A 20,009-nucleotide genomic window follows, 5' to 3' on the forward strand; every position below is an offset into this window, starting at 1 on the left:
AATTTAAAAATGAAATTTTTTATTGACACAGCTAATGTAGAAGACATCCAAAAAGCTTATAAAATGGGCGTATTATCTGGAGTAACTACAAATCCATCTTTAGTAGCAAAAGAAGGAGTTAAATTCGAAGACCGTATCGAAGAAATTTTAAAATTAGTTCCTGAAGTAGAATCAGTTTCTGCAGAAGTAACGCCAAACGCTGTTTCTGCTGAAGAAATGATCGCTGAAGCTGACGAGCTTATTAAAATAAATGGTGGAGATAAAAATATTACAATTAAATTACCAATGACACTTGCTGGTTTAGAAGCTTGCCGCTACTTAACGAAAAAAGGTGTTAAAACAAACGTAACATTAATCTTTACTGTTAACCAAGCATTATTAGCGGCTAGAGCAGGTGCTACGTATGTATCTCCATTCTTAGGTCGTTTAGACGATATTTCTGAAGATGGCGTATTATTAGTTGCTAAAATTGCTGAATTATTCCGAGTTCATAATATGGACGCTCAAATCATTGCTGCGTCAGTTCGTCACCCAGACCATGTTACTCGTGTAGCATTAGCTGGAGCTCATATCGCAACAATTCCTTACAGTGTTATTGAGCAATTATCTAAACATCCATTAACTGATCAAGGTATTGAAAAATTTGCTGCTGACTGGGCAAAAACTTCATTATAATTTGTAAGAAACTTTAAATCTAATAAGTATAAAGCCCCCATCTTCATTGAAACTTGCTATGAAATGGGGGTATTTACATAAAAACAAGGAATAGAGGAGGAAATGGTCATGAATTCGAATCAGAAATTTGTTGGTTATGTAGGTACATATACAAAAAGTGATAGCAAAGGTATATATCAATTTACGCTTGATACAGAAAAAGAAAGAATAACAGATGTTAAAGCGGTTGCAGAACTAGGAAATCCAACTTATTTAACAATTAGTGAAGACAATAAGAATCTATATGCTGTTGCAAAAGAAGGAAACTTAGGTGGAATTGCTGTTTATTCTATCGATGAAAACAGCGGAGAGCTTAAAAAAATAAATGAACAGCTTAATGAAGGCGCTTCACCTTGTCATATTAGTGTTGACAGAGGTAAGCAAAATATTGTTACAGCAAATTATCATAAAGGTACAATTGAATTATATAAAATTAATCAAGAAAATGGTTTTGCTAGTGATGCTAAATCGATTATGCAACATGAGGGAACAGGTCCAAATAAAGAGCGCCAAGAAAAACCTCATGCCCATTTTTCTGGTTATACACTAAATGAAAAATATGTTGTTGCAATAGATTTAGGAATCGATCAATTAATTACATATAAAATCGAAAACAATTCGCTAATTGAAGTAAGCAGTCTATCTGTTAAACCTGGAAGTGGGCCACGTCATATCACATTCCATCCTAATGGAAAGTTCGCTTATATTATGACCGAGCTTAGTTCAGAAGTAATTGCTCTACAATTAAATGAAGATGGAAGTTTTACAGATTTACAGTATATTTCGACAATTCCTAGCGATTTTACTGAAAACAATCAAGGAAGCGCCATTCATATTTCAAAAGACGGTCAATTCGTATATGCAGGAAATCGTGGTCATAACAGTATCGCAGTATTTAGTGTAAATCAAGATACTGGTAAGCTTGAATTAGTGGAAATCACTTCAAGTGAGGGTAATTGGCCAAGAGATTTCGTTTTAGATCCTTCTGAGAACTATTTAGTTGGTTCAAATGAAATGTCAGGGAATCTAGTTTTATATGCAAGAAATAAAACTACTGGAAAATTAACAGTGATTCAATCAGACGTACTAGTACCTGAAGCAGTATGTGTGAAATTTTTAAACGTTTAATCTAAATTAGGAGACTTTTAATATGGATTTTAAAATAACTGATGCAGCCAAAGAAATACTTGGCGCTGTAGATCAAAATAAAATACTTCAATTAGAATTTGACCGTGGAAGCTGTGATGTAGTTAATAACATTTATGAGATAAAAGTTATTAATAAAAGAGAATGTGGTCCAAATGAAAAAATGATAATTGGAGACCAGTTTGAATTTATGGTAAATAAAAATTTTGAAGATGTTTACGAAGACCAACTTGTAATCGATTATGTTGATGGATCTTTTATTTTCAAAAATCGAAATCAAATTTTTAATAATCGAATAGGATTAACTTATATTAAATAGATTAATATCATTCCTTTTTGAATATGGATTCGGGTTACTTGATTATGAATGAAGAATTTTTTTCGAGATGCGATTCTTTGCGTCTCTTTTTTTATGTGAATTTAAAGAAGTGAGGTATACGAGGTACTTGCAAATACAAAATCTTAAGTTATGGTTTACAACAACTATTTTAATACAATTAGCAAATTACATTGTTCTCATTCCTTTCAATTAAGCTTAAATTAGCTGTTTTTATAGGAGAAAAATAATCGCTCCTATTCTTTTTTAAGTCGATTTGCTTTAACCTGTTTGGTCATCCAATGTTTGTCTGTCTGAACATGATTTTCTCGAACAAACTTTGCAACCGAGTGTTTAAAATCATTGTATTGAAATCCATCAGTTAATCGTATAACGTATCCTTCTTGTTCTCCGCCTAAATTTGACTTCTTAGTATAGCAAGCTTTTATAGCTTCTTCATTAAATACACCCTTGTATAAAACCGGTGCTGTTTTTAGACCTAATAATTTGGACCATTTAATCGTATCTTCCCACGATAGACACTTATTTTGTTCGTCCCATATCGAAAAGACATAAAAATAACTATCTAGTTCATTATAAAGTATCGAATGCATTGCAAATACATTCTCCCCACAAACTCGCCAATGTTCAGGGATTTGGTAGCCAATCGTAGCTTGTAGCATTTTAACCCAATGCCTGGATGGATGGTCTAGGCTATCAGTTGATCTTGCGTGAATCGCATCTCTATAAATCGTGCAATTTTCACCGTCTATTTTTTCCGTTACAACAACTTCTTTTCCAATAAAATGGTCAATATTATGAAGTGTTTTATCATCAAAAGTTTTAGATTCTGACCAAGGCAAGTGAAATGTCTTTGGATACTTAATTTTCATATTTTAACACCTCATTTCGCAAACGTATCTGCTTCACGAAAGAAATAAAGTTTTGCGAGTAATTCATCCCCAAGTAAATGATAAATTTCAGTCGCGCCTTCGTTACCACCATAGTTAATTAACATGTGCATTTCGATAATCCCAACAACAGCTTGAATCATTTCATCTTCAAAACCAAGCTCTGTTAAGAAATGAAATGCAATTTGTGAAGAAACTTTTTCATGACCAAAGTAAGAATAATACCCTTTGGTAACTTTATACGTCTTACAGAATATCTTCCCAACATCATGAAACAGAGCCGCAATTTGCAGAAGTAGCTTATCTTTCTCTTCGTACATTTCATTAATGTAATCAATGAGTCCGTATGTGTGTTGACATAGCGTCATTGAATGAAACGGATTCTCTTGGTCAAAATTCTTCATTGCTTGAAAAAAAGGTACAGTTTTGAGCTTCTCGAATAACTCTTCGTATGAAACTTCACTTACTAATAGATTTGTTAGTTCTTCTTTTGTCATTTCATAAGAAAATGGCTCATGAATTATGTAGATGGCATCCCAGCCTTCATTTTTTAAAGGAAAATCAAGGTTCTTCCTCATCCTAACAAGAATCCGATCTTCTACTATCCGCTTTCTCTTTTTATTACGGTCTACACAAACCTCATACGGCACATCCATGTAATAGCATTCTTTCTTAACGTCTACGAACTTACTGAGTGCTTTCATGCGTCTTCCACGTTCAATGTTAGTTGCATCAATCACTACACTTTTCCCTTCAGCAAGTAAACGATTGGCTCTTTTGTATAATTCCATATACAAAAGATTCGTCCTCTTTTGCTTATTCACATTAAAGAATAGTGTTTGGCGTAACTCATCAGTGGATAAAATAATGGCTTTTTCTTTCTTGGCGATTTGTTTAGCCATTTCACTTTTCCCACTTCCAGGAATTCCAATCATATAAATCAATTTTTGCATTTTACTTCCTCCCTTAACAACAAGGCAGATCAGTTAGGAATTACGATTTGATGGAGCGAAAGTTTGAATCGAACACTTCCGCACTTTATATTATATATTCGAATGAAACCTACTGATAGTAAAATTTCCATTTATTTGAACGATTTACCATATTTGGAGATGATTTAATTTGTAGGATAAGGAGAAAACCTATAAAATAGCTCGTTTTTAATGTGAACGAAAAGAGTTGAATAATTATAGGTAAAAATAGGAAATAACCCAATTGACGGCAAATTGGGTGTAATGGATAATTAAGAACAATAGAATCAAAAAATAGTCAATGGAGGTCGACTGTGATCAGCAAGAAATTAAAATTCACACTATTGTTTTTATTGTGTTTAGCCTTGATCAGTTACAAATTTCTTAAGCCTACTTTACAAAAGAATGGAAACAATCAAAAAAATATCCTAGCAACAATCCATTCAGTAACCAATGGGGAAAAATCTATTGATATTATTAAAGTTTTTGATTTTGGAAATGATCGATATGTAGCATATTTGCAAAACGAAAATCCGTCGTACATTCACTTTATAAAAGACAATATTGGAAACTATAGATTTCTAAATGCTGAATACGGTTCGAACTATGAAAGTGACATAAATAATGAAAATAAAATAGATTCAAACTTACAAGACTTTGCTTTGCCTATCAAATATAAAGATGACAAGCCTTTACCATTGAAATTACTAGTCATCACAAATCATTTTAATACTGTCTCTAAATTAAGCGTTCGCCTTGTGAATGCTACTGGGAGCACTGAAAAAGTTGAAATAAAAGTTGGCAGACCGAGCGCTAAAATCATTACAATGTACAAAGCATCAAATGCATTTAGTATAGAAAATCAGTATTTTGATGAACATGGAAAACAGATTGATTAATTAATAGGTTAAGATTGTTGAAAGGGGCAGATTTATTATTTCATATAACCACTTATTATTAGAAATTTATTGTTTACATAGTATTGAAAATGAAGAAAGGTCAATAGTTCCAGGATTTTGTAAACAAGTGAAATAACCAGGTTTTCATTGTATCGAAAATAATTGTCAACATCGAGGCTTAACATATGTTCCGAATGAGATTGCCTATACGGATGAAAAGGGTTTAGTTTCGGATGTTGATTCTCATATAGATTTTGGCGCTGAGATGGAGCCAGAACATGCTAGTGAAGAAAAAATTAAAGAACTTAAAACATTATGGAGTGAGATCTGTAAAAAGAAAATAGATGAAGCTTGTAAAAATGTGTAAGTCGTCATCATAAGTTACAATTTGATTAATAAAAGGTAATTCATTCGTTCAATTGACTATTTTATTGTTTTTAAGATTATTCTTTTTTTATAAAGAACTCGATTGGAACGAAAGGGTGCCAGGCTCCTATGGGAGAAGCGGGAAGGCTAAAGACCCCACAGGCGGCGCCGAGGAGGCTCAAGAATCTCGCCCCATGGAAAGCGAGTACCCCTTTAGTGGAAATCAATATCACACAACTTACTTATCAATGATCAATCCAACAATTTTTTTTCAACAGCATGAGAGTCACAATAGTGGCTCATATATTTTTTGAATTGCCTTGTAGGAGACGGGATTACTTGAAATGTTTGTGATATCATTTAAAATAAAAACATACACTCTAGTGATGTAAATTTTTAACACTTTAGGGGATGGAGAAATGAAATTTGAGATGCAAAAAGCGAATATGTTGGCTGAAGATATAATTGATTTTGTCAAATTAGTACATAATAGTTATGAAAATAGTAAATACACTTCTACTAATAATAAAGACAAAATATATCAAATAAAACTATTAATTGAGGAATTTAGGTTCCAAGTATTGGCAGATGAACTATTCAGAATTAATCGGTTCGCATGGGATGGCAAATATACATATTTATTGATCGAGAACTTTATAAAAGGAATAAACATTATTGATGAATACGTAGAAAATAATTATAATGAACTTTATATTTTCACAGCAAAACTCTACACTTTAAAAAATGCAATCATTTCATTTAATAATAAATAATTTAATGCGAAAAAAATATTTTAATAAAAATTAAAAATGCTATTTCCTCTACAGAAGGTAATAGCATTTTATATTGAAGTTTGTTAAAGTTTTTTAAACCTAATTGGACTAACCATTAAGAAAGCAAGAATTAAAGTAATCCACGCATTACTATAAAAAAACATTCCCATACCAGCTAAAGGTAAACCAGCGGCAGGAATAGGCAACCCTTTAAAATAACCTATAGTAGGTTTAGCACTAAATTTTGCTAATCTTAATGCCCCCATCGTAGGAAAAAGGATAAATGCAAGTGAGGTTAAGATTGATGGTGCCGAAATGGAATGAAATAAAAGCGCAGGAGCAACGCCGAAACTAACAATATCCGCTAAAGAATCTAGCTCTACCCCAAATTCACTATTCACTTTTAGTTTCCTTGCAACTCTTCCGTCAAAAAGATCAAAAATAGCAGCGATGAAAATAAAAATTGAAGAGATCATGATTAAACCACTCATATTAAACGTAATCGAGAGAACACCGCATAATAAATTTCCGATTGTAAGTAAATTGGGTATAGATTTTACGACCTGACTAAACAAAGTATCCCCCCTGAACATTAAAAACCTTTCAATAGTATTTTCTAACTATTTACACTTTATTCTTAAATCTTCATAGTAATATATTTATCAAGTTTGTAAAATTAAAAAAGGGGAAAAATACCAAATATCGAATAATAAATACATATGAACAAATAAAAAAAAGATTAAAAGATTATTGGAGGCATTAAATGAAGGCGTTATCCGCTTCAATTGGATTAATACTAGAAGTGATTAGAATCATATTGATCTTCGGGTTACTTGGTGCATTAATTTCAACAGTTGTATCAGAAATATATAATGAATTTGGTGTGAGTCTTATTCATACTGGATGGTGGTGTTATTTTGGTATACTTGTTTTAATATTTGTTATGTATCGAAATAAAATACAATTCAGTGGATGGTATAATGGAAAAGGAAGGGAAAAATTAACTAAAATTGTCACGAACCTTTTAATTTCTTGCTCAATAATTATGATAATAATACCTGGAATAATTGAATTAATTCATAGGTTGTAAAATAGTCAATATAGCAGTTAATTATAAATCAACAAGATCGACGACTAGTCGATTTTTATTTTGCCTATAAAAATCAGTATACTAATTTCCGAATGAAGTTTAAACTTGAAAAAGTTAATATAATTGAGTAGGTAGTACTATTACCTAGAAAGGAAAATAACATGAAAAAGATTGATGAATACTTTGAAACAGCAATGGAAGCATGGAGCATGATGCAAAAAACGACTGATGATGAAGGAGCAGAATGGGCAGAAAGATTCGAACGCTACTTCTATGAATTCATTGATGAAGTGAAGAAATGGTGGGAAACGCTTGACCCAAAACCAACAAATATAGAAGATGCTGAAGAGTTACCTGAAGTTAAAAAGTGGATGGAGCAAATCCCTGGTCCAGTCCAATTAAATTTTTTAACTGAATTAGAAGATCTAATGGATGGTTTTGATACTGTACGGTTTGATTAAGGAGGAATACATATGTCTGGAAAAGATTCGGATAATCGATTTAATGTAATCTATAAAGAAGCAAAAATGATGTCTGGCGTAAAAATAATAGAAGATCAAGTGACAGGAATACAATATTTATTTAGTTGGGATGGCTATGCTGGAGGAATTACCCCATTATTGGATAAGGACGGGAAGCCAGTTATAAATAAAAAGGATGAATAATTCATTACTAACAATTATGAAAAGGAGCTGATCAGAGGACAGCTCTTTTTCATTTCTAGGTAAGATATATTATAAGAGTTGTTAAATTGCAATGTAGGTCTTGTCGATTTTTAATTAGAACAAATGCAAAGATTGATATTTAAATAGATAAATAACCCAATTGACGCAAATATTGACGTGGAATTGTACTTAGTGGTTGCGATACTAAAAATGTAAATACTGATGTTGGTTATGATGTATATACACAAAAAACAGTAAAGCCAATGAAAGATAAACTTTATAAAATAGGAGAAACAATCGAATTTGATAAGATTCAGATTACGATTGATCAAGCTCATATTACTAAACCTTCAAATAAATCCAAATACACTGGCAATGTTCTTACAGTTGATTTACAGCTCTGGAGTAAGCCATATTCAAAAGATGTTCATGTGAATGCTTCTGATTTTGAATTATATGATTCCAAAGGTGAAATGAAACAACATTATAAAGGATATATTGGACAAGAAATTTCCGGAAATCTTTCTGGAGAAAAGAAACCTGATCATACTGTTCGAGGTATAGAGGGCTCACTTTATTTTGAAATCCCTAAAGAGGATAAATATATATTAGTTTATAAACCAACGTTTTCAAAGAATGTTAGCGAATTAGAATTTGATGTAAATTCGAAATAATATTTCAAAAAGTCACATCGAAAGTATGATGTGACTTTTATATTTATACAGTATGTAATCCGGCAAATAATACTCTTAATCCATATCGAAATTGTTCCTCAAAATCAAAACTAAAATGATACTGTTCACCAAAAAACGAAGTAAATGCAGTTACTTCTTCCGGAGTGTATGTGAACTGTTTTGCACGATGTTCATCTGCTACAAATGATAATACATAATTGTTAAAAAGGTTACCAGCAACAAGACAGTTTTTATCAGATACTCCGTATTTTTTCAAATTTTCTAAAGTGAATTTGACTGCTTTTAATCTACTCGGTGTAGTTGGCATTGACTGTGCAAAAACCTCTACTGCATCTCTTGTCTTTAATAAAACTCTTCTAACTTCAAATGCTAGAGCTGTTAAAGCTTCCTTGGCATTATCTAATTCTTCAGGTAGGACAATTTCATTATTTAGATGCTCAGCAATTAAATCATACAAAGCTTTTTTATCTTTAATATGCCAATATAAGGATGCGGCTTTGATCTCAAGTTCCTTTGCCAATGTTCGCATCGATAAATTACTTATTCCGTCACGATTTAAAATATCGAGGGATGCTTTTACAATTGCTTCTTTCGTTATAGCCATAAAATCTCTCCAAAAATTTAATAATTGTCATTGACTCTAACACTGTTAGATGGTAATCTAACGATGTTAGATAACTAACGTTGTTAGACGTTTTTGTTCTCTTATTGTACTAGAAATATAAACTACTTTAAAGCTTAAACAAATTACCTACTAGCTAAATCAAATAAATTTAAATATTAAGGACTTGTGAACAATGATTGATAACATTAAAAAGAGATAGGGTGGATATGATGATGAAAAATATGCGCAAGAAAAAAGATGTTGGTATTTATGGGTATACAGCAAAATGGTATGACAAAAACTCACGAAAAAGTCGGCTAACACAAATGCAAGAATATGCAAACGAAATTAAATCTTTAGTTAATGATGGTGCAAGGATTTTAGAAGTAGCACCCGGACCAGGATATTTGTCTATTGAGCTAGCAAAAATGGGTTTTGATGTTACAGGGGTAGAGTTAAGTCCAGATTTTATTAAAATCGAAAAAAATAATGCAAAGGAAGCAAATGTTTTAGTAGATTTTAAAGAAGGCAATGCATCAAATCTACCTTGTGATGATAACACATTTGATTTTATTGTTTGCAGTACAGCATTTAAGAACTTTATGGATCCAGTAAAAGCACTATCAGAAATGTATAGGGTATTAAAACCAGGTGGAACATCTCTTATAATCGATATGAATTTTAATGCAACTGCGCAAGATATTGAAGGTGAAATTAGAAAAACTGGAATGAAGGGGTTTGATAAGTATTTTGTAAAATTTGCATTTAAAACTTTCTTGAAAAAAGGTGCTTATACAAAAGAAAATTTTGAGATGTTTTTAAATGAAACTGAATTTAAGAATTATAACATTAAGCAAGAGGATATCAGTTTATATGTATATCTTTATAAATGATAAGGTTATTTAATTAAAATTGAGTCTATATTATTTTTCGAGTTACAAAACTATTAATCTTAAATTAAACATAAAGTAATTATTGATTGCACGTACAAGCAAATCGAAAAGAAGAGGCTATAAAATTAGTTGAAGCTTTGTTAGAAAGACGATCTTACAATAAAAACTCATTAGATTATAACCTATAATGGATCAATTATTAACTTAATTTTACTAATGTTATTAAAGTGATTACGTTTTTAATAGAGAAAAATATAAAAAGTCGATTCCTTAATGGAAATCGACTTTTTTATTATTGATTATTTATTATTCATAAAATTCTGTTTCTCTAAATATTCTAGAACTGTTTGAGAATATTCATGATGAGATTCTTGTGTATACTTTGCGATCGTATAAATTTGAGCTAAATTCTTTAATCCTAGTCTTTCTGTCATTTCTTTAAGCTTTGGAACGTCCATGTAACGTTGCCAACCTTTTTCATCTCTTTCTTTATAAATTTCAAGAATATCTTCATCCGTATAATCTTTATATTGTTCATTATGTACTAGACCATGCCTTGGAAGTCGGTCACGTAAAGCTGGGTTTTCTTTAGGATAGCCTAATGAATATCCTACAATTGGTACGACATTTGGTGGTAAGTTAAGGATTTCTCCAATTTGATTACAATTTGCAAGAGTAGAGCCCATATAACATATACCTAGTCCAGCATTCTCAGCAGCTAAAGCACAGTTTTGAGATGCTAAAGTAGCATCAATAGCACCGATCATAAAGCTCATGAAATTATCAAAATGTACAGGTGCATCATTCAGCGTAAGCCATTTTCTCATTCGATTAAAATCTACACAAAAAGTTAAAAGGATCGGAGCATCAACAACCATTGATTGCTCCATATGTGCTGTATATAATTTCTTTCTAATTTCTTTATCTTTTGTGACAATAATCGAATAAGATTGCATATTGCCACTTGATGAGGCGCGAATACCTGCATCTAATATTTGATCTAAAAGCACTTGGCTTACTTCCTTGTCCTCATATTCTCGTATTGATCTGTGCCCATGTAAAACATCATTAAATTCCAAAACTTTCACTCCTCATATCAAAAAGATTTCATTAGAAATATTATGAATATAAAATAATTCGACATATTATTTTAATTCATAATTATTTCTGAATAATCAAATTATAAAGTAAACATATCACAAAAAACCTTTATCGTACACAAATTTGTAGTTTTAATAACTTTTTAGTAAAAATTACTCATTTAAACATTTTTGCAGAATAGTACAGGTTTATACTGGTGTCTAAATATGTCAAAATTTCAAAGTGGTAGTAGTTAAGGCTCAATGTGCAGATATATGCTTTTTACGGGTAAATCTGTTAATTAAAATATAAAAATATTTGAATCATAAAAAATTGGTAGAATATAGTAAAAGATGAGCTTAAAAAACAGGCAGACAAAGGGGTGGAAAAGTGAAAAAATTAGTTTCAGGAGTTATTACATTTGTAATCTTGATACTGACACCTTTTGGATTTTCCCATGCAATGGGTTCCACTTGGACCGATTGGCTTTTTGCTAGTTCTTTGCTCATTACAGCTATAATCGCTTTTTTTAGTATAAGTGGTGATGGCTTGATTGGAAGAATAGATAAATCAACAGTTCAAGGAAAAACAGGAATCACAGCAAGAATAGATAATGAAACAGAAGTTTTTAAAGTTCCATTTTCATTTTATGTTTCTTCTATATTTACAATTGGAAGCCTATTTATTACGCATATAAATCGATTACGTTATTTATTCTAGTCCTTTTTATAAAATATTAAAGAATTAAGCTCAGCCTACTTAGACTGAGCTTAATTCTTTAATATAAAGTTTTTTAGTGTTTACTTATCAATCAAGTTCCTTATTCTAACTTTAAATTCTTAAATTCAATTCGATACAAATCACGACGTCGATCGCGTAATTGACGGACTGATCCCGTATTTCGTGAACGTCTTAATTTTTCAAGGTCAACATCTCCGACTACGACAGTATCAACATTTGCATCACATTCACCAACAATGCCATCTCTAGCGAAGCCAAAATCAGAAGGGGAGAAAATACCAGATTGTGCATATTGAATGTCCATGTTCTCTACATGTGTTAAGTTCCCAACTGTTCCTGCGATACAAGTATATACTTGGTTCTCGATTGCTCTAGCTTGAGCGCAATAACGAACACGGAGATAACCTTGGCGATCATCCGTACAAAATGGAACGAAAATGATATTTGCACCTTGATCAACTGCAATACGAGCAAGTTCCGGAAACTCGATATCGTAGCATATTTGAATAGCAATTTTTCCGCAATCTGTGTCAAACACATGGATTTCGTTACCTTCTGAAATTCCCCACCATTTTCGCTCATTAGGAGTTGCGTGAATTTTTAATTGCTTTTCAATCGTACCATCGCGTCTAAATAAATAAGCAACATTGTAGATATTACCATCTTCCTCAACGAAGTGAGATCCCCCAACAATATTGACATTGTACCGTACAGCAAGTTCTGTAAAAAGTTCGATGTATTGTTCGGTATAAGTTGCAAGCCTACGAACAGCCTGATCGGGGCGTTTTTCTTCTAGAAAAGACATCAATTGTGTTGTAAACAACTCTGGGAAAACAGCAAAATCCGAACCAAAGTCAGCGGCGATGTCAACATAATACTCGATTTGCTTCGTAAAATCTGAGAATGAATCGATTTTTTTCATCATGTATTGTATTGCGCAAATTCTAACTGGAAATGATGCGCGATAAACGCGTTTAGATTTTGGAAGATAGTCAATATTACTCCATTCCATCAAAGTGGCAAATGAATCTGACGCTTTATCATCCGGTAAGTAACGAGTATTAATCCGTTTAATTGTAAAACCTTCCATTAATTGGAATGATAAAACAGGGTCATAAATACTGTGTTTTTCTACTGCAGCTACATATTCACGTGGTGACATTTCATCTCTATGCTTATGATAATTTGGGATTCGACCACCAATGATAATGCTTTGAAGATTTAACTGTCGAGCCAATTCCTTTCGCGCTTCGTAAAGGCGATGGCCAATTTTCATACGACGGTATTCAGGATCAACCATTACTTCAATTCCATATAAATTAAACCCATTCGGATCATGATTTGTAATATAACCATTGTCAGTTATGACGTTCCAAGTGTGCTGGTCATCATATTCGTCGAAGTCAACCATTAAACTTGAGCAGGAACCAATAATTTTATCTTCATACTCTACACAAAACTGGCCTTCAGGAAAAATGCGAATATGACTTTCTAATTGTTCCCGTTTCCATCCCTCCATGCCAGGAAAACAACGGTTTGATAACTTCATAATTTCACTAATATCTTCCATACGTATATTTCGAACTTCAATTTTCTTCTCATATTTTGACATATCCGTCTCTGACATAATCTCACGTCCTAAATATAAATGTCTCGCTTACTAAGGGACCATTATAAATGGTCTATTGCAAAACGATTCTCAAAGTTAGGATACCCACAATTTACCTTTTCAATATGAATAAGAGGCTCATGTGTAAGGAAAATGTGAAAAGTAATTGCTCATAAGAGGTTCGAATGTAGTTACTCATAAGGGGTTCATGGGTAAGTAAAACAGCAAAAAAGTGAAAGGTAGTTACTCAAAAGAGGCTACTGCCAGGACTTGACTTAATATTTAATTGGCTCCATATATCCTTTGAATACGATTGTTGAACAGTACGTAACTTTGGTACATGTTAATGAAGTTGTAGCTTCGTACGCTAGAAATTATTTAATAATATTATTATGTAAACTATAAAAATTAAAAAACATCATATAATGAATGAATCCATATTAGGACATTGACTACTTTAAAGAAATACTTTAAAATTATCTTTAATTCAAGATAGTTGAAAGGGGTTGATATGGATTGAATCAAAATGAAATTTCAACTAATTCGCTCCAATTATATTCTGACATTTGTAAAGCAAATCGATTTTTGACTGATGCTTCTATTAATAATATTAAATGTTTTGGTTTGAATTTAACTGAGTTTGCAGTCTTAGAATTGCTTTATCATAAAGGAGATCAGCCAATTCAACAAATTGGAAAAAGGATATTAATCTCAAGCGGAAATATGACGTATGTATTAGATAAATTAGAGGAAAGGCGATATATTAAACGCATTCATTGTCCAAAAGATCGACGAGTTATCTATGCAGCTTTGACTGACGAGGGTAGAAGATTAGTTAGTTGCATCTTTCCAGTTCATAGCGAATTGATTCATAACTTATTTTCTCAACTAAATTCAGCTGAAAAAGATATGTTAATCTATTTATTAAAAAAGATTGGATTAAGCAAAAATCAACCTCAATGTTGAGATAACTTAATTCGAACTAAATCGTATTAAAAGCTGTCATTTGACGGCTTTTTTTGTTAAGGCTGGAAATAATAATAATAGACTAATTGAAATATGAGGTATAAAAATATGGAAGAAAAGTTTAAAGGGAAATCAATTATTATTACAGGAGGTGCGAATGGAATTGGAGAGGGTATTGCAATTGCATTTGGAAAATTAGGAGCAATTGTTTTTATAGCTGATGTTAATGAACACAAAGGTAATAGAGTTGTAAAGAAAATTGAGGAAAATGGTGGAAGAGCAATATTCTTTAAGACTGATGTTAGTAAAGAAGAAGACATCATAAATCTTATTCGCACCGTCATTGATAAAATTGGTAAACTTGATATTTTAATTAATAATGCAGGAATTTCCGCTTTTAAGCCATTATTAAGTTTATCAACAGATGAATGGGATAAAGTAATAAATACTAATTTGAGAAGTGTTTTTATTTCATCAAGAGAAGCTGCTAAAGTGATGAATAATGGTGGAAGAATAATAAATATGGCATCAACAAGAGCGATTATGTCGGAGCCAAATTCGGAAGCTTATGCAGCATCAAAGGGTGGAATTGTATCAATTACCCATTCATTAGCTGCATCGCTTCAGCCAAATGGTATAACAGTAAACTGCATTAGCCCTGGATGGATTCAAGTTGATCAGAATGAAGAATTAAAAGAAACTGATCATCTTCAACATTGGTCAAATCGCGTAGGCAAGCCTGAAGATATAGCTAAAGCTTGTATTTATTTAGCTGATCCAGAAAATAACTTTATAAATGGTCAAAATATAATAATTGATGGTGGAATGACTAGAAAAATGATCTATGAAGAGTAGAAAAGCAAGGAAAGTTATTTTCCTTGCTTTTTTTATTCATTACTAATTCGCTTAACCTTACTTTCTTGTATCCTTGCTCTAAAAATATATCTCAATAAATATGGTACAACAATAAATATAAATAGTGTTCTAAATAGTTGATAACACATAATTACAGTTATATCTGCGTCTACTTCTTTTGCAATTAATGCCATTTGATCCATTCCACCAGGGGCTAAGCTTAGTAAGGCACTGATATGATCAATGGTGTGAATATGTGTTAAAAATATACTAGATAAAAGGGAAAATGTTAATAAAACGACGCCACTTAAGACTGAAACTAAAACTATTTTTAATTTGTTATTTAAGTTTTCTGGTTTTAATAATAAGCCAATATAACTTCCCATCATTAACTGGGAACAGTCTAATATAACAGACGGTAGGGCAGGTCCATGTAGTCCTGATAAATTAAGGATAATGGTAGCGATCATTGGACCTAAAAGTAATGCAGTTGGAAAGTTTATTTTCTTCCCTAAAATTCCAAGTAATGTACTGAAAATAGCAAAAATAATGATGTTTGGAAATAAGCCATGCCAGCCTGCTGAAGTGTGGTGAATGGCTTCTGAAATCGAACTTTTATGTACATTAAAAAATGGACTGAAAATTAATAATGGGACCATAAAAATAATCATCATAAGCCTAGAAATTTGTAAGAAAGTGACAATTGTAAAGTCAATATCTTTAATCTCTTCAGCAAGAGCAATCATTTGACTTAGTCCACCTGGAATACTACCTAATAAAACAGTTGGATAATGTATTTTAAATACTTTAGAAATTATGATCGAAATTGTAATTGTAAAAAGGATGAGAAGAAAGGTCATCAAAATCATAGATGTTAATTGATGTCCGATTTGAATAAACGTAGAAGATGTAAATGATAGCCCAATTGTGTAGCCGATTATGATCATGGCTGTATCTCGAATTTTACTTGGCCAATACAATTTTATCCCTTTAATTTTAGAAAGTATAAGTACAAAAAACATTGGTCCAAGGAGCCAAGGTATTGGTAGTTTAATCAATTGAAATAAAAATCCACCAATAATTGCAATAATTAAAGTAAATAAAAGCTGAGTCCATTTATTATCGTTGTAATTTATTACCATAATTTCACTTCTTTTCAAATTATAAAATTTTAATGTAAAGATGATGTTTACATTTATTCATCGCGCTTGTTATGTTAATATCATTATTGACCTTAAGTTTATGGTATGCAAGGATTTTGCTCGGTTAGTCGTTAGAATATTTAACAGGATAGCAAAACTAATCGGAGGATATATTAAAGATAGTAAATATTTTACAATTTTTAATTTGAAAACCCTTGCAAATTTTAATTAGAAAGGACTAATTGAATTGGCTAAACAACAAATAGGCGTAATTGGTTTAGCAGTAATGGGAAAAAACCTAGCTTTAAATATTGAAAGTAGAGGTTTCTCAATTTCTGTATATAACCGATCAGTTGAAAAAACAGAAGAATTTTTAAAAGAAGCAGAAGGTAAAAATGTAGTTGGAACATTTTCAATTGAAGAATTTGTAAATTCTCTTGAAACACCTAGAAAAATATTAATAATGGTAAAAGCAGGTGGCCCAACTGATTCAACCATTGAAATGTTATTACCTCATCTTGATAAAGGTGATATTTTAATTGATGGTGGAAATACATACTATAAAGACACTCAAAGACGAAACAAAATGCTTTCTGATAGCGGAATTCATTTTATTGGAACAGGTGTTTCAGGTGGAGAAGAGGGAGCTTTAAAAGGACCTTCAATTATGCCTGGTGGACAAAAAGAAGCATTTGAACTAGTAAAACCTATTTTTGAAGCGATTGCTGCAAAAGTAAATAATGAGCCTTGTACAACATATATTGGTCCAGATGGTGCTGGTCATTACGTAAAAATGGTTCATAATGGAATTGAATATGGTGATATGCAATTAATCTCAGAAGCTTACTTTTTATTAAAAAATGTACTTGGCTTAAGTGCTGACGAATTGCACCATGTATTTAGTGATTGGAATAAGGGTGAGCTTGATAGCTATTTAATTGAAATTACAGCCGATATTTTTACTAAAACAGACGAAGAAACAGGTAAACCACTAGTAGATGTTATTTTAGATAAAGCAGGACAAAAAGGTACTGGAAAATGGACTAGTCAAAGCACACTAGATTTAGGCGTACCTACTTCTATTATTACTGAGTCTGTATTTGCCCGTTTCATTTCGGCAATGAAGGATGAAAGAGTAAAAGCAAGTAAATTATTATCTGGACCATCAACTAGTACATATAATGGTGATAAAGAGCAACTTATTGAAGATGTACGTAAAGCTCTTTATATGAGTAAAATTTGCTCATATGCTCAAGGATTTGCTCAATTAAGAGCTGCATCTGATGAGTATAACTGGGATTTACAATATGGTGATATTGCAATGATTTTCAGAGGTGGATGTATTATTCGAGCAGCTTTCTTACAAAAAATTAAAGAAGCTTACGATCTAGATGCTAATCTTTCTAACCTATTACTTGATCCATATTTCAAAGAAATCGTAGAAAGTTATCAGGGTGCTTTACGAAAAATTAGCGTAGTGGCAATTGAAGCTGGTGTACCAATTCCATGTTTCTCTGTAGCATTAGCTTATTTTGATAGCTATCGTACTGAAACACTTCCTGCAAATTTAATTCAAGCACAAAGAGATTATTTTGGTGCGCATACTTATGAACGAATTGATAAAGAAGGTAAGTTCCATACTCAGTGGACATAAAAAAGTTACCCCCTCGATATTATGAGGGGGTAACTTTTTATTTATATAATTCGTTCCTAATTTTCATTTAATCGATCAGTAACAGGCCACCATTTATGACCATCAACTGTCAATAAAGTATCAGATTCGTTTGGACCCATTGAACCAGAACTATAATTTGTAAGTGGTGCTAAATTATTGTCCCAAGCTTTTGAAATGACATCAACAAAGCTCCAAGAATATTTTACTTCATCCCAATGCGTAAAGTTTGTTCCATCACCTAACATACAATCATAAATTAATCGCTCGTATGCTTCTGGTGTATTAATACAATCAACGCAATTATTATTAAATGTTAATTGAATTGGCTTTGTGTAACCTTCTTCTGAGCCAGATCTTTTTGCATTTAATTGTAATGTAATTCCTTCATCTGGTTGAATATGTATAATTAATAAATTTGGAGACATTGTCTCTTTTGTATTGTAATAAAGATTCATTGGTATATCTGAGAACTGAACAATAATCTTAGTAGATTTTGTAGCCATTCTTTTCCCAGTTCGAATATAAAATGGAACACCAGCCCATCTAAAGTTATCGATAAAAAGTTTGCCTGCAACAAATGTTTCAGTTTGAGACTCAGGGGAAACATTGTTCTCATTTCTATATGCAGGAACTTCTTCACCGTTAATTACACCAGCATCATATTGTCCGCGAATAAAATAATCTTTTACTTCGTTTTCATCAATTTTACGAAGAGCTTTAAATACTTTAACTTTTTCACTACGAATTTCTTCAGTTGTTAATTTAATCGGAGGCTCCATAGCAAGTAGTGCCGCCATTTGAAGCAAATGATTCTGAACCATATCTTTTAAAGCTCCCGAATTCTCATAGTATTTTCCACGGTCTTCAACACCAAGAATTTCACTAGAAGTAATTTGGATATTTGAAATAAATCGATTATTCCAAAGTGGTTCAAACATTGCATTAGCAAAACGGATCACTTCTATATTTTGAACCATTTCTTTTCCTAAGTAATGGTCGATACGGTAGATTTGATTTTCTGAAAATGCTTCACGAATTTCATCATTCAATTCAATAGCACTCGGTAAATCATGTCCAAATGGTTTTTCAATCACAATTCGACTCCAACCTTCTGTATCAGCCAAACCATTTTGTTTTAACTGTTTAGCAATTGTTCCGAAAAATTCAGGTGCCATTGCTAGGAAGAAAACACGGTTACCAGGGATTAAATAATGGTTATCCAAGTTTGTTAATAAATTTCCTAATTCTATATATGAAGATGGTTCTAGTACTTCAAATTGATGGTAATAAAAATGAGATAAAAAGCTTTCAATTTCAGTCTCAGATGAAGCAATAGATTGTATTGATTTTTTTACAGTTTCACGAAACTCTTCATTTGACCAAGGTCTTCTACCTACACCTACAACCGCAAAACCCTCATCAATTTTTTGACTTAAAAATAATCTATATATTGAGATAAAAAGCTTTCTTTTTGCTAGGTCTCCTGTTGCTCCAAAAATGACAATAACTGCTTTTGGGTTTACTTTAGTTTTCAATTAATTTACCTCACTTCTTAAACATAAATTACTAACTTATTTTAGTAATAATCAATGCTGATTATACAAAATATGTAAAATCACTTTCAAAAAAAAATTTTGAAAGCATTTTCATTAATTATTAAAAAATAAATTAAATTTCCAAATTATTCATCTTATATCATAAACAAAACGAATAGATTCGTAAATAAGAGTCTTGATAATATTTAACTTTTTTATTGTTATTCCTTGTAAACAAAGAGGTTTTAAATGAAATGGATAATACAACTTTTTTCTTATTTTAAATAAAAATATGTAATTATTTGGTTGAAAATTAAAAAATAATTAAAAAAAAGTAAGAGTAATTTGTAAAAATCTCAGTTT

Annotated in this window: 22 protein-coding genes; 14 read left to right on the forward strand and 8 right to left on the reverse strand. The window is 31.6% G+C overall.

Annotated features, from left to right (window positions below; translation table 11 throughout):
- The first annotated feature begins 9 nt into the window (after positions 1-9).
- The 3 genes from fsa to EP747_RS15640 all read left to right on the forward strand — a co-directional run bounded on the left by fsa (position 10) and on the right by EP747_RS15640 (position 2,179).
- Positions 10-675 carry a fructose-6-phosphate aldolase gene (fsa, locus tag EP747_RS15630; RefSeq protein ID WP_098233961.1) on the forward strand — a complete coding sequence of 222 codons (666 nt, stop codon included), beginning with the start codon at positions 10-12 and terminating at the stop codon, positions 673-675.
- 108 nt (positions 676-783) lie between these two features.
- On the forward strand, positions 784-1,842 hold the full coding sequence (locus EP747_RS15635) for a lactonase family protein (RefSeq protein ID WP_129691052.1): 1,059 nt from the start codon (positions 784-786) through the stop codon (positions 1,840-1,842).
- Between the two features lie 22 nt (positions 1,843-1,864).
- Positions 1,865-2,179, forward strand: a complete 315-nt coding sequence (locus tag EP747_RS15640; RefSeq protein WP_129691053.1) for an iron-sulfur cluster biosynthesis family protein — start codon at positions 1,865-1,867, stop codon at positions 2,177-2,179.
- A gap of 254 nt (positions 2,180-2,433) precedes the next feature.
- Here EP747_RS15640 and EP747_RS15645 read toward each other — a convergent pair whose 3' ends face one another.
- Both EP747_RS15645 and EP747_RS15650 read right to left on the reverse strand, forming a co-directional pair.
- On the reverse strand, positions 2,434-3,069 hold the full coding sequence (locus tag EP747_RS15645; protein ID WP_129691054.1) for an RNA ligase family protein: 636 nt from the start codon (positions 3,067-3,069) through the stop codon (positions 2,434-2,436).
- An 11-nt stretch (positions 3,070-3,080) separates the two neighbouring features.
- Positions 3,081-4,040 carry an AAA family ATPase gene (locus EP747_RS15650; RefSeq protein ID WP_129691055.1) on the reverse strand — a complete coding sequence of 320 codons (960 nt, stop codon included), beginning with the start codon at positions 4,038-4,040 and terminating at the stop codon, positions 3,081-3,083.
- 332 nt (positions 4,041-4,372) lie between these two features.
- Between EP747_RS15650 and EP747_RS15655 the strand changes: the two genes are divergently transcribed.
- Together EP747_RS15655 and EP747_RS15660 are read left to right on the forward strand one after the other, a co-directional pair.
- The gene (locus EP747_RS15655) at positions 4,373-4,957 is read left to right on the forward strand and encodes a hypothetical protein (RefSeq protein ID WP_129691056.1); all 585 of its coding nucleotides are present in this window, start codon (positions 4,373-4,375) and stop codon (positions 4,955-4,957) included.
- A gap of 785 nt (positions 4,958-5,742) precedes the next feature.
- On the forward strand, positions 5,743-6,096 hold the full coding sequence (locus EP747_RS15660) for a hypothetical protein (RefSeq protein ID WP_129691057.1): 354 nt from the start codon (positions 5,743-5,745) through the stop codon (positions 6,094-6,096).
- A gap of 83 nt (positions 6,097-6,179) precedes the next feature.
- On the opposite strand, the gene pssA is transcribed toward EP747_RS15660, so the two are convergent.
- Positions 6,180-6,671, reverse strand: coding sequence for a CDP-diacylglycerol--serine O-phosphatidyltransferase (gene pssA, locus EP747_RS15665; protein WP_129691058.1), 492 nt, complete (start codon positions 6,669-6,671; stop codon positions 6,180-6,182).
- 188 nt (positions 6,672-6,859) lie between these two features.
- Here pssA and EP747_RS15670 point away from each other — a divergent pair, with 188 nt between their 5' ends.
- The 4 genes from EP747_RS15670 to EP747_RS15685 all read left to right on the forward strand — a co-directional run bounded on the left by EP747_RS15670 (position 6,860) and on the right by EP747_RS15685 (position 8,525).
- On the forward strand, positions 6,860-7,186 hold the full coding sequence (locus tag EP747_RS15670; RefSeq protein WP_235832896.1) for a hypothetical protein: 327 nt from the start codon (positions 6,860-6,862) through the stop codon (positions 7,184-7,186).
- A 161-nt stretch (positions 7,187-7,347) separates the two neighbouring features.
- The gene (locus EP747_RS15675) at positions 7,348-7,647 is read left to right on the forward strand and encodes a hypothetical protein (protein ID WP_129691059.1); all 300 of its coding nucleotides are present in this window, start codon (positions 7,348-7,350) and stop codon (positions 7,645-7,647) included.
- Between the two features lie 12 nt (positions 7,648-7,659).
- Complete coding sequence (locus EP747_RS15680) at positions 7,660-7,851, forward strand: DUF6440 family protein (RefSeq protein WP_129691060.1); 192 nt, start codon at positions 7,660-7,662, stop codon at positions 7,849-7,851.
- 263 nt (positions 7,852-8,114) lie between these two features.
- Positions 8,115-8,525 carry a DUF4352 domain-containing protein gene (locus EP747_RS15685; protein WP_129691061.1) on the forward strand — a complete coding sequence of 137 codons (411 nt, stop codon included), beginning with the start codon at positions 8,115-8,117 and terminating at the stop codon, positions 8,523-8,525.
- 43 nt (positions 8,526-8,568) lie between these two features.
- On the opposite strand, the gene EP747_RS15690 is transcribed toward EP747_RS15685, so the two are convergent.
- A complete protein-coding gene (locus tag EP747_RS15690; RefSeq protein ID WP_129691062.1) occupies positions 8,569-9,150 on the reverse strand; it encodes a TetR/AcrR family transcriptional regulator C-terminal domain-containing protein in 582 nt (193 codons plus the stop codon).
- A gap of 233 nt (positions 9,151-9,383) precedes the next feature.
- Here EP747_RS15690 and EP747_RS15695 point away from each other — a divergent pair, with 233 nt between their 5' ends.
- Complete coding sequence (locus EP747_RS15695; RefSeq protein WP_235832897.1) at positions 9,384-10,043, forward strand: class I SAM-dependent methyltransferase; 660 nt, start codon at positions 9,384-9,386, stop codon at positions 10,041-10,043.
- Between the two features lie 299 nt (positions 10,044-10,342).
- On the opposite strand, the gene EP747_RS15700 is transcribed toward EP747_RS15695, so the two are convergent.
- Positions 10,343-11,122, reverse strand: a complete 780-nt coding sequence (locus tag EP747_RS15700; protein WP_129691064.1) for a nitroreductase family protein — start codon at positions 11,120-11,122, stop codon at positions 10,343-10,345.
- Positions 11,123-11,513: 391 nt separating this feature from the next.
- Between EP747_RS15700 and EP747_RS15705 the strand changes: the two genes are divergently transcribed.
- Entirely contained in the window at positions 11,514-11,843 is a 330-nt protein-coding gene (locus EP747_RS15705; protein WP_129691065.1) for a hypothetical protein, read from the forward strand.
- A gap of 100 nt (positions 11,844-11,943) precedes the next feature.
- On the opposite strand, the gene EP747_RS15710 is transcribed toward EP747_RS15705, so the two are convergent.
- Positions 11,944-13,491 carry a bifunctional GNAT family N-acetyltransferase/carbon-nitrogen hydrolase family protein gene (locus tag EP747_RS15710; RefSeq protein WP_129691066.1) on the reverse strand — a complete coding sequence of 516 codons (1,548 nt, stop codon included), beginning with the start codon at positions 13,489-13,491 and terminating at the stop codon, positions 11,944-11,946.
- A 498-nt stretch (positions 13,492-13,989) separates the two neighbouring features.
- Between EP747_RS15710 and EP747_RS15715 the strand changes: the two genes are divergently transcribed.
- Both EP747_RS15715 and EP747_RS15720 read left to right on the forward strand, forming a co-directional pair.
- Positions 13,990-14,439: a MarR family winged helix-turn-helix transcriptional regulator gene (locus EP747_RS15715; RefSeq protein ID WP_129691067.1), complete on the forward strand. Its 450-nt coding sequence runs from the start codon at positions 13,990-13,992 to the stop codon at positions 14,437-14,439.
- A gap of 108 nt (positions 14,440-14,547) precedes the next feature.
- Positions 14,548-15,294 carry an SDR family NAD(P)-dependent oxidoreductase gene (locus EP747_RS15720; RefSeq protein WP_129691068.1) on the forward strand — a complete coding sequence of 249 codons (747 nt, stop codon included), beginning with the start codon at positions 14,548-14,550 and terminating at the stop codon, positions 15,292-15,294.
- Positions 15,295-15,326: 32 nt separating this feature from the next.
- Here EP747_RS15720 and EP747_RS15725 read toward each other — a convergent pair whose 3' ends face one another.
- Positions 15,327-16,436 carry an AbrB family transcriptional regulator gene (locus EP747_RS15725; RefSeq protein ID WP_129691069.1) on the reverse strand — a complete coding sequence of 370 codons (1,110 nt, stop codon included), beginning with the start codon at positions 16,434-16,436 and terminating at the stop codon, positions 15,327-15,329.
- A 247-nt stretch (positions 16,437-16,683) separates the two neighbouring features.
- Between EP747_RS15725 and gndA the strand changes: the two genes are divergently transcribed.
- Positions 16,684-18,090, forward strand: coding sequence for an NADP-dependent phosphogluconate dehydrogenase (gndA, locus tag EP747_RS15730; protein WP_129691070.1), 1,407 nt, complete (start codon positions 16,684-16,686; stop codon positions 18,088-18,090).
- Between the two features lie 56 nt (positions 18,091-18,146).
- On the opposite strand, the gene zwf is transcribed toward gndA, so the two are convergent.
- Complete coding sequence (zwf, locus tag EP747_RS15735) at positions 18,147-19,646, reverse strand: glucose-6-phosphate dehydrogenase (RefSeq protein ID WP_129691071.1); 1,500 nt, start codon at positions 19,644-19,646, stop codon at positions 18,147-18,149.
- Positions 19,647-20,009 lie beyond the last annotated feature (363 nt).

This window comes from Gottfriedia acidiceleris, assembly GCF_004138285.1.
GTDB lineage: Bacteria > Bacillota > Bacilli > Bacillales > Bacillaceae_G > Gottfriedia > Gottfriedia acidiceleris_A.

Coding starts and splice junctions, on each gene's coding strand:
- EP747_RS15645 (WP_129691054.1), bottom strand. CDS start 3,069: ATGAAAATTAAGTATCCAAAGACATTTCACTTGCCTTGGTCAGAATCT.
- EP747_RS15685 (WP_129691061.1), top strand. CDS start 8,115: ATGAAAGATAAACTTTATAAAATAGGAGAAACAATCGAATTTGATAAG.
- EP747_RS15695 (WP_235832897.1), top strand. CDS start 9,384: ATGAAAAATATGCGCAAGAAAAAAGATGTTGGTATTTATGGGTATACA.
- EP747_RS15640 (WP_129691053.1), top strand. CDS start 1,865: ATGGATTTTAAAATAACTGATGCAGCCAAAGAAATACTTGGCGCTGTA.
- EP747_RS15710 (WP_129691066.1), bottom strand. CDS start 13,491: ATGTCAGAGACGGATATGTCAAAATATGAGAAGAAAATTGAAGTTCGA.
- EP747_RS15660 (WP_129691057.1), top strand. CDS start 5,743: ATGAAATTTGAGATGCAAAAAGCGAATATGTTGGCTGAAGATATAATT.
- EP747_RS15675 (WP_129691059.1), top strand. CDS start 7,348: ATGAAAAAGATTGATGAATACTTTGAAACAGCAATGGAAGCATGGAGC.
- EP747_RS15725 (WP_129691069.1), bottom strand. CDS start 16,436: ATGGTAATAAATTACAACGATAATAAATGGACTCAGCTTTTATTTACT.
- EP747_RS15690 (WP_129691062.1), bottom strand. CDS start 9,150: ATGGCTATAACGAAAGAAGCAATTGTAAAAGCATCCCTCGATATTTTA.
- EP747_RS15720 (WP_129691068.1), top strand. CDS start 14,548: ATGGAAGAAAAGTTTAAAGGGAAATCAATTATTATTACAGGAGGTGCG.
- EP747_RS15670 (WP_235832896.1), top strand. CDS start 6,860: ATGAAGGCGTTATCCGCTTCAATTGGATTAATACTAGAAGTGATTAGA.
- EP747_RS15635 (WP_129691052.1), top strand. CDS start 784: ATGAATTCGAATCAGAAATTTGTTGGTTATGTAGGTACATATACAAAA.
- EP747_RS15650 (WP_129691055.1), bottom strand. CDS start 4,040: ATGCAAAAATTGATTTATATGATTGGAATTCCTGGAAGTGGGAAAAGT.
- fsa (WP_098233961.1), top strand. CDS start 10: ATGAAATTTTTTATTGACACAGCTAATGTAGAAGACATCCAAAAAGCT.
- EP747_RS15680 (WP_129691060.1), top strand. CDS start 7,660: ATGTCTGGAAAAGATTCGGATAATCGATTTAATGTAATCTATAAAGAA.